The organism is Streptomyces sp. NPDC048473 (assembly GCF_043200155.1).
In the GTDB taxonomy this organism is placed as follows: Bacteria; Actinomycetota; Actinomycetes; order Streptomycetales; family Streptomycetaceae; genus Streptomyces.
Genome location: NZ_JBICXE010000001.1, coordinates 72,047 through 85,344, shown reverse-complemented (window position 1 = coordinate 85,344; position 13,298 = coordinate 72,047). Strand labels below are relative to the sequence as shown.

The following is a 13,298-nucleotide window of genomic DNA, read 5'->3' as shown; positions in this document are numbered from 1 at the left end:
GTCACCGGCGCCCGCGATGTCCCCCATTGGACGGCACCGGTGGCTCCATGTCTCTTGTGGGGGTTCCACCATCTTGAACAGCAATACCTTCCGCCTGGCCGCCCTGGCGGTCGCCGCCGCTCCTGTCGCTCTGCTGGTCGCCGTCCCGGCACAGGCCGCCACCGCGACCACCACGACCACCGGCGACGGGAAGGCGAGCGCGGTCGTGCTCCGTACCGCACTCGACGTCTCGCTCCTGAACAAGACGATCGATGTGCCGCTCAAGGCCACGCTCAATGAAGTGCAGGCACCCGCCGGCGCCGATAAGACCGCGCTGAGCGTGCGACTCGACGGGGTGGACAAAGGACGGCCGTTCAGCGTGCTGAGCGCCGATGTGGCCACCGCCAAGGCGACCGTCGGCAAGCACAGGGCCGAGGGCTACAGCAATCTGGCGAAGGCCCGGGTCCATGTGCCCGGACTGCCGCTGCTCTCGCTGATCGAGGTCGAGAAGGTCACCTCCAAGGCGGTCTGCGAGGTGGGCAGGAAGCCGGTCGCCGAGTCGAACGTGCTGGGGCATGTGTCGGTCCTCGGCAAGCGGATCACCCTCACCGCGGGCGGCACCACACAGGTGCAGGTGCCGGGCGTCGGCGAGGTGACCCTCGACCTGTCGAAGACGCACACCACCTCGCGCACCGCGGCGGCGGCCGCGCTTCAGCTGAAGGTCTCCGTCAACCCGCTCAAGCTGAATGTCGCCGATGTGCAGGGTGAGGTCACGCTCGCCGAGGCGACCTGCGAGACACCGAAGGCGACCGGGGGCGGTGACAACGGCGGTTCCGACAACGGCGGTTCCAGCAATGGAGGTTCAGGCAACGGCGGGACGAGTGGCGGAGGCAGCACGTCCGGCAGCACGGGCGGCGGTGACGGCGGCAATGTGAAGCCCCAGACCGGCACGGGCCACGCCCCGGCCGCCGACTCCAACCTCGCGGAGACCGGCGGCAGCTCCACGACGCCGTACATCGCGGGCGGCGCGGCCGTGCTGCTGGCGGTGGGCGCCGGGGCGATGGTCGTGGCCAGGCGCCGCGCCCAGGACTGACCACTCAAGGCCGCCCGAGGGGGGCAGCAGTAGGCCAGGAGGGGAGCGGGGAGCGGCGTTCGCGTGACGGAACGCCGCTCCCCGTGAGCGGGGTGAGCGCCTCGCCCCGTGAGCCGTCCCGTCAGCGTGTGACCGCGGTCAGTGTCTGCAGCGCCTGGTCGAGTGCCTGCAGGAAGCGGTTGGTCGTCGCACGGTCGCGTACCGCCAGCCGCAGCCACTGCGTGCCGAGCCCCGGAAACGTATCTCCGCGCCGCGCCGCGAACCCCAGCGCCCGCAACCGCTCCCGTACCTGGGCGGCCCCCTCCAGCTGTACCAGGACGAACGGCCCCTCGGCCGGTTCCGCCACCAGCACTTCGGTGAACTCCCTGAGCCCCGCGACCAGATGGGCCCGGTCCACCGCGATCCGCTCCGCCGCGGCAGCCGCCTCGGCCAGGGCCCGTGGCTCCATGCACGCCTCGGCCGCCGCCAGCGCCGGGGACGACACCGGCCACAGCGGCTGCGCCTCCTCCAGAGCGCGGACCGTCTCCGGGGCGGCCAGTACGTAACCGATCCGCAGCCCCGCGAGCCCCCAGGTCTTGGTGAGGCTGCGCAGCACGACGAGCCCCGGGATCTCCGTACGCCCGCACAGCGCCTCGCGCTCGCCCGGTATCGCGTCCATGAACGCCTCGTCGACCACCAACGTCCGCCCGGGGCGCGCCAGTTTCTCCAGCACGGCCGCCGGATGCAGGACCGATGTGGGATTGGTCGGATTGCCGACCACCACCAGATCCGCGTCCTCGGGCACGGCCGCCGGGTCCAGCCGGAAACCGTCCTCGGCCCGCAGCAGCACCCGCCGCACCTCGTGCCCGGCCGCGCGCAGCGCCGACTCCGGCTCGGTGAACTGCGGATGGATCACGACCGGACGGCAGGCCGGCAGCGCCCGTGCGATCAGCACGAACGCCTCCGCCGCACCCGCCGTCAGCAGCACTCGCTCCACCGGCAGCCCGTGCCGCGCCGCGACCGCCGCCCGCGCCGGACGGCCGTCCGGGTACGCGGCAAGCGTGCCCAGCGACGCGGCGATCCGCGCCCTCAGCCAGGCCGGGGGCGTATCCGTCCGTACGTTGACGGCGAGATCGGTCAGATCCCGGCCCCGTCCCCGTACTTCCGCGTCACCGTGGTGCCGCAGATCGTGCGTGCCCGCGTCTGTCGCGTCGGGTCTTTCAGTGGGAGTGTGCATGACCGCCGTGGGGGTGGTGGTGATGGCCGTCGTCGTCGGGGTGGAAGTGCGGCTGCTGCGGCAGCCCCACCTTGTCCTCGAAGCCCGGCAGCGAGATCCGGTACACGCATGAGTCGCAGTTCATCCGCAGATCGCCCTTGACGGCCTCCCTGTAGCGCTCCATGACCAGGTCGTACAGTTCCTCGGCCGCACCGATGACCTCGGCCGGGCGGACATCGAGCTCCGGGTGGGCGGCGGCCCACTCCTCGGTCTGATGACGCACCCGGTCCGGCAGGATGCCGGTGAAGAGGAAGTACGGCAGAACGACTATGCGCCCGGCACCCAGCTTCACGCAACGGTCGAGACCGGACGGTACGTCCGGCGCCGCGAGCGAGACGAACGCCGTCTCCACCCCCGCGTAACCACGGCCCTCCCAGAACAGCCGTGCCGCCTTGTACACCTCGGCGTTGGCGTCCGGGTCGGTCGAACCGCGCCCGACCAGCAGCACCGTCACCTCGGACCGGTCGGTGTCGCCCAGCACCGCGTCGACCCGGCGCTCCAGCACCTCCAGCAGCGCCGGGTGCGGGCCGAGCGGACGGCCATAGGTGTACGAGATGCCGGGGTGGCGCTCCTTCTCACGGGTCAGCGCCGCCGGAATGTCCCCCTTGGCGTGCCCGGCCGACACCAGCATCAGCGGCACGGCGGCGAAGCGTTTCACACCGCGCTCGACCAGCTCGGTCACGGCGTCGCCGAGCGGCGGCGGGGACAGCTCGATGAAGCCGCCCGCGACGGGCAGTTCGGGGTGGCGCTTGCCCAGCTCGGTCACGAAGTCACGGAAGGCCGCGGCCCCGCCCGCGTCCCTGGTGCCGTGGCCGGCGATGAGCAGTGCGGGCTGGGTGGACGGGGTGGTCACAGGTTCTCCTCGGTGTTCGTGGGGGGTACGGGGTGGTACAGCAGGGCGTTGAGAGCGGCAGCCGCGACGGCCGAGCCGCCCTTCTCGGACACATTGCTCACGGCGGGCAGACCGCTCTCGCGCAACGCCGCCTTCGACTCGGTCGCGCCGACGAAACCGACCGGCAGCCCGATGACGAGCGCGGGCGCGGCATCGAGAACGAGCAGCTCCTCCAGCGCGGTCGGCGCATTGCCGATCACCCAGATCGCGCCGGGCCCGACCTGCTCGTACGCGAGCCGGATCGCATGTGCCGAACGGGTCAGCCCGGGACCGGACCTGGCCTCCTTCAGACGGCACACGGTCTCGCGGCGGGTGATGCCCGCCGCGACCATCTCCACATCGGTGACGACCGGCGCACCGGTGTGCAGCGCCGCATGCGCGACGGCGAGCGACGCCTCGTCGCAGACCAGGTCCGTCGCGTATTCCAGATCGGCCGCGGAGTGGATGACTCGCTCCACCACGGCCCGGGTCAGCGGTGCGAAGTGCGAGGTGTCCAGGCGGGCGCGCAGCCGCCGGAACGACTCCTGCTCGATGGGGTGGACGGTCCTCTCCCAGGGCCGGCTCACTCGGCTCCCCCCTGCGCCGGGGCCGCGGTGGCCGACTGCCAGCGGTAGCCGCGCGGTGTCACCATGCGGCCCGCGATCTCGCGCGTGGCCGTGTTGCCGACCGTCACGACCGTCATCATGTCCACCGTCGCCGGGTCCAGACCGGCGAGCGAGGTCACCCGGCTGCTCTCGTCCGGGCGCGAGGCATTGCGTACGACTCCGACCGGTGTCGCCGGTTCCCGGTGCTCGGCCAGGATCGACAGGGCCTTCGGGAGCTGCCAGTCGCGGCCCCGGCTGCGCGGGTTGTAGAACGTCACGATGATGTCGGCCTCGGCCGCGGCCCGTACCCGGCGCTCGATGACCTCCCACGGAGTGTGCAGATCGGAGAGGCTGATCGACACATGGTCGTGGCCCAGCGGGGCGCCCAGGATCGCGGCAGCCGCCAGCGCGGCCGTCACACCCGGCACACCCACCACATCGATATCGGCGCCGGCCTCGGCGAGCGCGGGCGACGCCATCGCGTACACGCCCGCGTCACCGCTGCCGATCAGCGCCACCGCATGCCCCTTGCGCGCCTCGGCGACCGCCGTACGGGCCCGCGCCTCCTCGGCGCCGAGCCCCGACTCCAGGATGGTGGTGCCGGGCCGCAGCAGGTCCCTGATCTGATCGACGTACTGATCGAGCCCGACCAGCACCGAGGCCCGCCGCAGCTCCTCGCGGGCCCGCGGGGTCAGCAGATCGCGCGCACCCGGGCCGAGACCGACGACGGCCAGACGCCCGCGCGGGCTGCGGCGTACCACCGCACATGTGGCCATCGCGGCCCGCCCCTCGGGTTGCGACTTCCGCTTCGGCACGAGGAGTTCGCCCCCAGCGGCGAGCGCGGCGGCCTCCGCGACGGAGGGTGTTTTGACGGCGGCGAGCGGCGCGTCGGACGGATTGGGCACCTCGATACGGGCCAGCTCATCGGCGGCGTACGTCCGCAGCGGTACGCCGAGCTGCGAGGCCGCGGCGACGATCCCCGGCTCGTCCGCCTTCGCCTCCACCGTCACCAACTCCGCGATGCTCAACGGCGAAAGCCCGGCCTCGCGCAGGGTGCCCCGGATCAGACCGACGACCTCCTCGACCGGTGCGTTTCTGGACGCACCGACCCCGACGGCGAGCGACGCGGGCCGCAACACGGCGGCCTGCGCCACGGGTTCGACGATCCGGTCGGTGACATGCAGCACGGCCGGGCCCTCGGCACCGGGGGACACATTCGGCGGCAACGGCGGCAACGGCCACACCGCATCCGCCCGCAGCTCCACCCCCGCCCCGTCGAGCATCGCGCGCGACACCCCCGCCACATCGCCCTCCACGGGCAGGCCCAGCATGTCCAGCCCCGGCACCCCCGCCGCGTCCGTCGCCGTCGTCACGACCGGCGCCGCGCCCAGCACGTCACCGACCGCCCCGGCCAGCGCGTTCGCCCCGCCACCGTGCCCGCCGAGCAGCGCCACCGCATGGCGGCCCGCCTCGTCGACACAGACGACACCCGGGTCCGAGGACTTGTCCGCCAGCAGCGGCGCGAGCAGCCGCACCACGGCCCCCGTCGCCAGGAAACACACCAGCTGCTCGCACTCGGCGAACGCCCGCTGCACGGCCTCGCGCACCGGTCCCTCGTAGACCACGGTGCGGCCGGGCCAGGCCGCGGCCAGCCGGTCGCGGGCGACGGTGCCCGCCGCCGTGGCGGAAATCAGGCCGATCACTGGGTTGCTCCTTCACTTGCACGGACCGCGGGGCGGGTGCCCCACAGCAGAAAGACCGGGTTGACCGCGGCGAGCCGCGTCACCTCACCGGGCAGCGGCGCCAGCCGGGAGGACTGCAGCAGCACGCCCTCGGGCACGAGCCCGGCACCGGCCAGCGCCGCACGCACCTGAGGCACCCGGTCCAGCGCCGCCAGCGCCACCACCACCGAGCGCCGCGCCCGCCGGGCGCACGCCGTCACGATGGCGGGCAGCTCACGCCCGCCGCCCCCGATGAACACCGCGTCCGGGTCGCCCAGACCGTCGAGCACGGCGGGCGCGGAGCCGTGCACCGCATGGACGTACACCGCGTGCGCGGCCGCGTTCGCCCTGATCCGCTCGACCCCGTCCGAGGTCTTCTCCACGGCGACGGCGGCCGCGCCGAGCCGCGCGCACTCCACCGCAACCGAACCCGAACCCGCACCGATGTCCCACACCAGGTCACCGGTGCGCGGTCCCAGCCGGGCCAGCGCCAGCGCCCGCACCTCGAACTTCGTGATCATCGAGTCGCGGTGCTCGAACTCCGCCTCGTCCAGCGCCCACCGGCCGGGCCCGGCGGGCGCTCCCGCGACGGTCCGTACCGGGGAGAGCACCCGGGACTCGTCCAGACACAGCACCACACTCACCGGATCCGGCCAGTCGCGGGCCACCGCCTCGGCAGGAGTCAGCCGCTCGACGCGCTCCCGCTCCGGATCGCCGAGCGCCGTCGCGACGACCAGGGTGCGCCCCTCGGCGCCGTGCACAAGGCCGGCCGCCAGCTGACCGGGCCCGGCGCCGGGCCCGGTCAGGACGGCCACCTTCGGGTGCGCCAGGCATGCGTTCACCGCAGTACGCGGGTCACGGCCGTGCGCACTGACCACGACCGCGTCGTCCCACGCCAGCCCGAGCCGGGCGAACGCGACCGCGACGGACGGCGAACCCGGCCGCACATCGAGCGCACTCGCCCCGAAACGCTCCGCCAGCGCCCGTACGATCCCGAAGAATCCGGGATCGCCGGAGGCCAGCACGACCACCCGCGTCCCGTCCCCGTGCGCATGCTCCGCGATCCGGTCGAGCGCGGGCGCCAGCGGACCGAGCACGATGCGCTCGACCCGCTCCGCCGGCCCCGCGGCTTCCAGATGACGCCGGGCGCCGACCACCAATGTGGCCACGGCCAGCGCGTCCTGGGCCTCGGGACCGAGCGGCTCGCCCGTCCCCGTACCGAAGACCCGGATCGGTGCGGCGGTCCCCGTACCGAGGATCCCGGTCACGAGCCGGACCGCTGGGCGCGCAGCTCGGCCCGCGCCGCCTTGTCGGCCTTGCGGAAACCGTGGAAGTGCCCCGGGTGGTAGAGGTGCGACCGCGTTCCCGACGCCGAAAGCGCCGGACCGACCAGGAAGAGCGTGTGCTTCCAGAGCTTGTGCTCCTTGACCGTCTCCTCCAGGGTCTCGATCGTGCAGTGCAGGATCAGCTCCTCCGGCCAGGTCGCCTGGTACGCGATCACGACCGGCGTCGACGTCGGATAGCCGCCCTCCAGCAGCTCCTGGGTGAGCTGCCCGGACCGGGCCGCCGACAGGAAAAGCGCCATCGTCGTGCCGTGACGCGCGAACTCCCGTACCTCCTCGCCCGGCGGCATCGGCGTCTTGCCGCCGCCGAGACGCGTCAGGATCACGGACTGCGCGACCTCCGGAATCGTCAGCTCCCGCTGCGCGATCGCCGCGACCGCCGAGAACGACGACACCCCCGGCACGATCTCGACCGCGACCCCCAGCCCGGCACACCGGTCGACCTGCTCCTGCGTGCCGCCCCACAGCGCCGGGTCGCCGGAGTGGATACGGGCCACCTTCAGCCCCTCGGCCGCCGCACGTTCGTACACGGCGACGACCTGCTCCAGTGACATCTGCGCCGAGTCGAGGATCTCCGCGCCCTCCCGGGCATGCTCCAGGACCTCTGCCTGCACCAGGCTCGCCGCCCAGATGACGATGTCGGCATCCGCGATGGCCCGCGCCGCCCGGAAGGTCAGCAGATCGGCGGCGCCGGGACCGGCACCGACGAACGTCACTTTGCCGTGGGTGGGTGCGGCGACCGCGCCGGCTGCGTCGACTGCTTCGGACATGGGACGGGGTCCTTTCGAAAAACGGGAAAACGGAAAAACGGAACAGAAGGGTGGGACAGGTGGGACGGACGGCAGGGCGCGGTGAGATGCGCGCACCGGGGTCAATCGGCTAGCAAGAGCGCATGGCAGTGTTCGTCGCGCTCGGCGCGTTCCTGATGACCCTGGCCGGCGGCTGGGTCGCCCAACACGTCACCGACCGCCGCCACCTGGTGCTCGGCTTCGCCGGCGGACTGATGCTCGGCGTGGTCGGCCTGGACCTGCTGCCGGAAGCGATCGACACCGCGGGCGACCCCGTCTTCGGTGTCCCGGCGGGCCTGCTGCTGTTCGTGGGCGGCTTCCTCGTCGCCCACCTGGTGGAGCGTCTGCTCGCCGTCCGCCAGGCGGCACACGGCGCGGGCGAGGAGAGGGTGCCGCAGGTCGGACTCACGGCAGCAGCGGCGATGGTCGGCCACAGCCTGATGGACGGCGTCGCCCTCGGCGCGGCCTTCCAGGTGAGCGCCGGCATGGGAGCCGCCGTCGCCCTCGCGGTCATCACGCACGACTTCGCCGACGGCTTCAACACCTACACGATCACCAGCCTGTACGGGAACGCCCGCCGCAAGGCCATGTTCATGCTGTTCGCGGACGCCGTGGCACCGATCGTGGGCGCGGCGACGACGCTGCTGTTCACCCTTCCGGAGGAACCGCTCGGCTGCTATCTCGGCTTCTTCGGCGGCGCACTGCTCTACCTCGCCGCCGCCGAGATCCTCCCCGAGGCACACCACGAACACCCGGCCCGCTCCACGCTGCTGTGCACGGTGGCCGGGGTGGGCTTCATCTGGCTGGTGGTGGGCATCGCGGACTGACCACCGCGCCGCACCCGGGCGCCTCACAATTTCCCGCCCCGCCCGCCGTCGCGCGGCGCGGGCGCGATCAGCGTCGACAGATACGGCAACGGCCCCTCGGCCAGCTCCGCCGCCGGCCGGATCGACTCCTCGGGCAGCCCGAGCGCCGAACCCCACACCGCGTCCTCGGTACGCCCCGTCTCACGCAGCGCCGTGGCCACCTCCGCGGCCAGCCGCCCGAACTTGTACGCGACGACCGTCCCGGGACCTTCCAGGGCCTCCTTGAGCACCGCGGCCCCGGCGGTCACCGGCACCAGCGTCAACGGCTCCGTGCCCTCCGTCAGCACCGCACCGCTGCGCGCGGCCAGATCCTGCATGGCCGTGATACCCGGCACTGTCTCCACGGCCGTCCCCGGCAGCAGCTCACCTATCGTGTGCGCGAGATACGTGAACGTCGAGTACACATTGGGGTCGCCGATCGTCGCGAACGCCACCGAACCATGCGTACGCAGCAGCTCCGCGACCCGCTCGCCCGCCGCGTCCCACGCCGCCTCCCGGCGCGCCCGGTCCGTCCGCTCATTCAGCGCGAACACCACCCGTACGACCTTGTCGGCCGTCACGTAATGCAGCACGGTCGCCTCGGCCCGCCCCCGCTCACCGGTGTCCATCACCGGCACGACGACGACCGCGGCATCACGCAGCGCGTTCACACCCTTGACGGTCACCAGCTCCGGGTCACCGGGCCCGACACCGACGCCGACCAGCCTGCTCGTACCGTGACCGTGGTTCATCCCTTGCACCTCTCAACGAATCGGCGGGCCATACCGGGCGCCGAAGCCCAATGCGTATGCAGATAACTCGCGTGCACGCCCTGTTGCACGAACCCCTCCACGCGCCGCTCCGGCTGATGCAGACCCCACGCCGGTTCGGTTCCGGCGCCCGGCTCCAGCACGGTCCGGTGGAACTCGTGCCCGCGCACCCGCGTCCCGGGCTCCGCCAGCACACTGTCGGAGACCGCCACGGCCTCCCGGTAGCCGAGCGTCAGCCGCTCGGACATCCGCCCCTCGGCATCGAGGACCCCGCACATCGGCAGCCCGTCGAGCGAACGCGCCAGATACAGCAGCCCCGCACACTCGGCAGCCACCGGAGCCCCGGACTCCACCAGCTCGGCAACGGCCTTGCGCAACGCCGCGTTGGCGGACAGCTCCGACGCGTACACCTCCGGAAACCCCCCACCGATGACCAGCCCCCGAGTCCCCTCGGGCAACGCCTCGTCCCGCAACGGATCGAACGGCACGACCTCGGCCCCGGCGGCGGCAAGCAGCTCGGTGTGCTCGGCGTAGGAGAAGGTGAACGCGGGCCCGGACGCAACGGCAACGACCTTCGGCCCGTCCGGCGTTCGAGGAGCGGGGTCCGGGGCGGAGCCCCGGTTGTGGGAAGGGGCGGGCAGGGGAACAGCCCCGCCGCAGGCGCCCACCGCCTCCGCCGCATCCCACACCTCACCCGGCACCGCAGGTGCCGAGCGCGCCAATGCCATGACCGCGTCCAGATCACACCCCGCCCGCACCCGATCCGCCATCGCCGCGACAGCGCCCACCGCATCGCCCCGCCGCTCAGCCACCGGCACCAACCCCAGATGCCGCGACGGAACAGCCACCTGCTCGGCCCGCCGCAACACCCCCAGCACCGGCACGCCCGACTCGTCCAACGCCTCCCGCAACAGCACCTCGTGCCGCTGGGAGCCGACCTTGTTCAGAATCACGCCACCGATCCGCACCTGCGGATCCCACGAGGCGAAGCCGTGCACCAGCGCGGCCACGGACCGCGACTGCGACGACGCGTCGACGACCAGCACCACAGGCGCCCGCAGCAGCTTCGCGACCTGCGCGGTCGACGCCAGCTCACCCTGCCCCGACGCCCCGTCGTACAGCCCCATCACACCCTCGACGACCGCCAGATCGCAGCCGCGCGCCCCGTGCGCGAACAGCGGGGCGACCAGCTCAGGACCGCACATGTACGCGTCGAGATTGCGCCCCGGCCGCCCCGTGGCCAGCGTGTGATAGCCGGGATCGATGTAGTCGGGCCCGACCTTGTGCGCGGACACGGCAAGTCCCCGCCCCGCGAAGGCCGCCATCAGCCCCGTGGCCACGGTGGTCTTGCCGCTCCCCGACGAGGGCGCGGCAATCACCAGACGCGGAACGTTCACCGCAGGCCCCTCACCATTCGATGCCCCGCTGACCCTTCTGACCGGCATCCATCGGGTGCTTGACCTTCGACATGTCGGTCACCAGGTCGGCGGCCTCCACCAGCTCTTGAGGTGCGTTGCGCCCGGTGATGACCACATGCTGCGTACCGGGACGGCTCCGCAGCACCTCGATCACCTCGTCGGTGTCGACCCAGCCCCAGTGCATCGGGTACGCGAACTCGTCGAGGACGTACAGCCGGTACGTCTCGGCGGCCAGGTCGCGCTTGACCTGCTCCCAGCCCTCGCGCGCCGCCTCCTCGTTGTTCAGCTGCTTGTCGCGCTGCACCCACGACCAGCCCTCGCCCATCTTGTGCCAGGCGACGGACCCGCCCTCGCCGCTCGCCCCGAGGACCTTCAGCGCGTTCTCCTCGCCGACCTTCCACTTCGCCGACTTGACGAACTGGAAGACCCCGATGGGCCACCCCTGATTCCAGGCGCGCAGCGCCAGCCCGAAGGCCGCCGTCGACTTCCCCTTCCCGATGCCGGTGTGCACCACCAGCAGCGGGCGGTTGCGGCGCTGACGGGTGGTGAGCCCGTCGTCCGGCACGGTGGTCGGCTGTCCCTGCGGCATTACGCGGCCCTCCTGCTGGTCGACTGAACGTCCTTGACGAGCCCGGCGATCGAGTCGGCCCGCAGCTCGTCGAGCGTGACGGCGGTGCCCCCGAGATCGCGCGCGATGCTTCCCGCGAGACCCAGCCGTACGGGCCCCGACTCGCAGTCCACGACGACGGACGCGATGCCCTCGGCCTCGTGCAGCCGCGCCGCCCGCGACGCCAGCGCCACCGGCTCGGGCCCCCCGGTCGCCCGCCCGTCGGTCACCACGACCAGCAACGGCCGCCGAGACGGATCACGCAGCCGCTCCACCCGCAGCACCTCATGGGCCTTCAACAGCCCGGCCGCGACGGGAGTACGCCCACCGGTCGGCAGCATCTCCAGCCGCGCCGCCGCAGCGTCCACCGACGACGTCGGCGGCAGCACCACCTCGGCATCCTTGCCCCGGAAGGTGATCAGCCCGACCTTGTCCCGCCGCTGATACGCGTCCAGCAGCAGCGAAAGGACCGCACCCTTCACGGCACTCATCCGCTGCCGGGCAGCCATCGACCCGGACGCATCCACCACGAACAGGACAAGGTTTCCCTCGCGCCCCTCCCGGGTCGCCTGCCGCAGATCGTCCCGCCGGACCACCAGTCCCCGCCCCGACCGCCCCCGCGCCCGCTGATGCGGGGCAGCGGCCTGCACGGTCGCCGCCAGATGCAGCTTGGTCAGGGCGCCCTGCGGACGCCGCGCACCGGTCGTACGCCCGTGCTCGGTACGCGCCCGGGACCGCCGCCCCGCCGCGCCCTCGCCCAGACCGGGCACGCTCAGCATCTTCGTACGGAACGGCTCGGCAGCGCGTACGGGCTGCTGCTCACCGGGCCCGGACGACCGCCCCTGCCCTTGCTCCTGCCCCTGCTCGGGCACGGACTGCGCGGGCGTGTCGCCGGCCTCGCCCTCGGGCTGCGGCGGTGTGTCGGGCCCGTCGCCCTGCGGGGGCCGGCCGCCGCCACCGGGGCCGTCCGGGTCCGGATCGTCTTCCTCGCCGCTGTTCTGCTCCAGCGTGTCGTCGAGCTTGTCCTCGTCCAGGCCCGGCGCGTCGAAGGGATTGCGCCGACGCCGGTGGGGGAGCGCGAGCAGGGCGGCCTGCCGCACATCCTCGGCCAGCACATCCGTACGTCCCGCCCAGGCGGCCAGCGCGGTGGCCGTCCGCGCCATCACGATGTCCGCGCGCATCCCGTCGACCTCGAAGGCCGCACAGGTGGCCGCGATCTGGCGCAACGCCCCGTCCCCGAGCCGCACTTCGGAAAGCAGCGCACGCGCGGTGACGATCCTGGCCCGCAACGCTCCTTCCTCGTCGGCCCACTTGGCAGAAAATCCCGCAGGGTCGTCGTCGTACGCGAGGCGCCGCCGCACGACCTCGACCCGCTGATCGGTCTCGCGGGACGCGGCGACCTCGACGGTCAGCCCGAACCGGTCGAGCAACTGCGGCCGCAGTTCGCCCTCTTCGGGGTTCATCGTCCCGACGAGCAGGAAGCGCGCGGCATGCCGTACGGAGACGCCTTCGCGCTCCACGTACGAAGCGCCCATGGCGGCCGCGTCCAGCAGCAGGTCCACGAGGTGGTCGTGGAGCAGGTTGACCTCGTCGACGTACAGGATCCCGCGATGCGCATCGGCGAGCAGCCCCGGCTCGAAGGCCTTCACGCCCTCGGCGAGCGCCCGCTCGATGTCGAGCGCCCCGACGAGCCGGTCCTCGGACGCGCCGACTGGCAGCTCCACCATCCGCGCATCCCGCGACACACCGGCCCCGGCCTCATGGGGGCCATCGGGACACGCCGGATCGGGCGACACCGGATCGCACGAGAACCGGCACCCGGAGACCACGGGAACCTCCGGCATGAGCGCGGCGAGCGCACGCACGGCGGTGGACTTGGCGGTGCCCTTCTCGCCACGCACCAGCACACCGCCGACGGCGGGCGAGACGGCGTTGAGCAGCAGCCCCAGCCGGAGATCGTCCTGCCCGACGATGGCGGTGAAGGGATACGGCGTACTCACGAT

11 protein-coding genes and 1 pseudogene are annotated in these 13,298 nt (G+C 72.7%); 2 read left to right on the top strand and 10 right to left on the bottom strand.

The window, feature by feature from the left end:
* Positions 1 to 73: 73 nt before the first annotated feature.
* Positions 74 to 1,072: an SCO1860 family LAETG-anchored protein gene (locus ACGFU7_RS00410; RefSeq protein WP_393690804.1), complete on the top strand. Its 999-nt coding sequence runs from the start codon at positions 74 to 76 to the stop codon at positions 1,070 to 1,072.
* A gap of 121 nt (positions 1,073 to 1,193) precedes the next feature.
* Here the strand turns inward: ACGFU7_RS00410 and cobC are convergent.
* The 6 genes and pseudogenes from cobC to cobM all read right to left on the bottom strand — a co-directional run.
* Positions 1,194 to 2,339, bottom strand: a pseudogene (gene cobC / locus ACGFU7_RS00405) (Rv2231c family pyridoxal phosphate-dependent protein CobC); the annotation flags it as partial.
* Positions 2,272 to 3,180, bottom strand: coding sequence for a sirohydrochlorin chelatase (locus ACGFU7_RS00400; RefSeq protein ID WP_393690802.1), 909 nt, complete (start codon positions 3,178 to 3,180; stop codon positions 2,272 to 2,274). The pseudogene cobC and the gene ACGFU7_RS00400, both read right to left, overlap by 68 nt.
* Positions 3,177 to 3,785 (bottom strand): precorrin-8X methylmutase, encoded by a 609-nt coding sequence (locus tag ACGFU7_RS00395; protein WP_393690800.1) that lies wholly within the window; start codon positions 3,783 to 3,785, stop codon positions 3,177 to 3,179. The genes ACGFU7_RS00400 and ACGFU7_RS00395 overlap by 4 nt, the downstream gene beginning before the upstream one ends.
* Complete coding sequence (gene cobJ / locus ACGFU7_RS00390) at positions 3,782 to 5,506, bottom strand: precorrin-3B C(17)-methyltransferase (RefSeq protein WP_393690799.1); 1,725 nt, start codon at positions 5,504 to 5,506, stop codon at positions 3,782 to 3,784. Before cobJ ends, ACGFU7_RS00395 begins: the two co-directional genes overlap by 4 nt.
* Entirely contained in the window at positions 5,503 to 6,792 is a 1,290-nt protein-coding gene (gene cbiE / locus ACGFU7_RS00385) for a precorrin-6y C5,15-methyltransferase (decarboxylating) subunit CbiE (protein WP_393690797.1), read from the bottom strand. Before cbiE ends, cobJ begins: the two co-directional genes overlap by 4 nt.
* Positions 6,789 to 7,637, bottom strand: a complete 849-nt coding sequence (gene cobM, locus ACGFU7_RS00380) for a precorrin-4 C(11)-methyltransferase (RefSeq protein WP_393690795.1) — start codon at positions 7,635 to 7,637, stop codon at positions 6,789 to 6,791. The genes cbiE and cobM overlap by 4 nt, the downstream gene beginning before the upstream one ends.
* 122 nt (positions 7,638 to 7,759) lie before the next feature.
* Here cobM and ACGFU7_RS00375 point away from each other — a divergent pair, with 122 nt between their 5' ends.
* Positions 7,760 to 8,482, top strand: coding sequence for a ZIP family metal transporter (locus ACGFU7_RS00375; protein ID WP_393690794.1), 723 nt, complete (start codon positions 7,760 to 7,762; stop codon positions 8,480 to 8,482).
* A 23-nt stretch (positions 8,483 to 8,505) separates the two neighbouring features.
* On the opposite strand, the gene cobI is transcribed toward ACGFU7_RS00375, so the two are convergent.
* Genes cobI through ACGFU7_RS00355 form a run of 4 tightly spaced genes read right to left on the bottom strand, consistent with a single transcriptional unit; the run spans position 8,506 to position 13,295 of the window.
* Positions 8,506 to 9,252 (bottom strand): precorrin-2 C(20)-methyltransferase, encoded by a 747-nt coding sequence (gene cobI / locus ACGFU7_RS00370; protein ID WP_393690792.1) that lies wholly within the window; start codon positions 9,250 to 9,252, stop codon positions 8,506 to 8,508.
* Positions 9,249 to 10,715, bottom strand: coding sequence for a cobyrinate a,c-diamide synthase (locus tag ACGFU7_RS00365; RefSeq protein WP_393690790.1), 1,467 nt, complete (start codon positions 10,713 to 10,715; stop codon positions 9,249 to 9,251). The genes cobI and ACGFU7_RS00365 overlap by 4 nt, the downstream gene beginning before the upstream one ends.
* Positions 10,678 to 11,277: a cob(I)yrinic acid a,c-diamide adenosyltransferase gene (cobO, locus tag ACGFU7_RS00360; protein ID WP_389989975.1), complete on the bottom strand. Its 600-nt coding sequence runs from the start codon at positions 11,275 to 11,277 to the stop codon at positions 10,678 to 10,680. The genes ACGFU7_RS00365 and cobO overlap by 38 nt, the downstream gene beginning before the upstream one ends.
* Complete coding sequence (locus ACGFU7_RS00355) at positions 11,277 to 13,295, bottom strand: putative cobaltochelatase (RefSeq protein ID WP_393690788.1); 2,019 nt, start codon at positions 13,293 to 13,295, stop codon at positions 11,277 to 11,279. The genes cobO and ACGFU7_RS00355 overlap by 1 nt, the downstream gene beginning before the upstream one ends.
* Between the last annotated feature and the right edge of the window lie 3 nt (positions 13,296 to 13,298).